Raw genomic sequence first — 1,071 nt, forward strand, 5'->3', positions numbered from 1 at the left:
CTGGCCCAAGCGATCGTCAAGGACGGCCGCGAACGTCTGAACGATCGTGCCGTGCCGACTGCCGGCGACCTCAAGAGCCTGACCGGTCGGGGCGTCACCGCGAGCGTGGATGGCGAGACGGTGTGGATCGGCAAGGCCGAGATGTTCGGAAGTGAGGGCATTCCGGCGCTGGGGCAGGGCGCGCAGGACGCAATCGCGAAGCTGCGCGAGAACGGCCGCACGACAATGGTGGTCCGCAAGGGGGACCGCGACCTGGGCGCGATCGGCCTGATGGACACGCCTCGCGAAGCTGCCAAGACCGCGTTGCGTCGGCTGCACGAGATGGGCGTGTCGCGGATGATAATGATCTCCGGCGATCACCAGAAAGTCGCCGAAGCGATCGCCGACGAAGTCGGGATCGACGAAGCGTGGGGCGACCTCATGCCCGAAGACAAGGTTGCCGCGATCAAGAAGCTCGCCGGCGAAGACAAGGTCGCGATGGTGGGCGACGGCGTGAACGATGCGCCGGCGATGGCAAGCGCCACGGTCGGCATCGCGATGGGCGCGGCGGGGTCGGACGTTGCGCTGGAGACAGCCGACGTGGCGCTGATGGCCGACGATCTGGCGCACCTGCCATTCGCAGTCGGTCTTAGCCGCCATACCCGTGGAATCATCCGGCAGAACGTCTTCGTCAGCCTGGGTGTCGTCGCCTTCCTGGTGCCTGCTACCATCCTCGGCCTCGGCATTGGGCCAGCGGTGGCGGTTCATGAGGGATCGACGCTGCTCGTCGTCATCAATGCGCTCAGGCTGCTCGCCTACCGCGATCCGGCAGGGAAGGCGGCATGAAGTGGCTGATCGCCTTCGACCTCGACGGCACGCTTGCCGAGAGCAAGCGGCCGTTATCGGAGGATATGGCCGCAATCCTCGCCCGATTGCTCGCCATCACGGATGTGGCGGTGATCTCGGGCGGGGACTGGCCGCAGTTCGAAAAGCAGATCGCCTCGCGCCTTCCTGCCGGCGTCGCGCTCGACCGTCTCTGGTTGATGCCGACCACAGGCACGAAACTCTATCGGTTCATCAATGGCGCTTGGC

1 protein-coding gene and 1 pseudogene are annotated in these 1,071 nt (G+C 65.9%); both read left to right on the top strand.

Annotation, left to right across the window (positions count from 1 at the left end; translation table 11 throughout):
- A partial coding sequence (locus BV95_RS22525; RefSeq protein ID WP_037457603.1) for an HAD-IC family P-type ATPase occupies nt 1-825 on the top strand: 825 nt, incomplete at its 5' end.
- Nucleotides 822-1,071 (top strand): annotated as a pseudogene (locus BV95_RS22530) (phosphomannomutase); the annotation flags it as partial. The gene BV95_RS22525 and the pseudogene BV95_RS22530, both read left to right, overlap by 4 nt.

The sequence above is a fragment of the Sphingobium chlorophenolicum genome, assembly GCF_000722875.1.
Classification (GTDB): Bacteria; Pseudomonadota; Alphaproteobacteria; order Sphingomonadales; family Sphingomonadaceae; genus Sphingobium; species Sphingobium chlorophenolicum.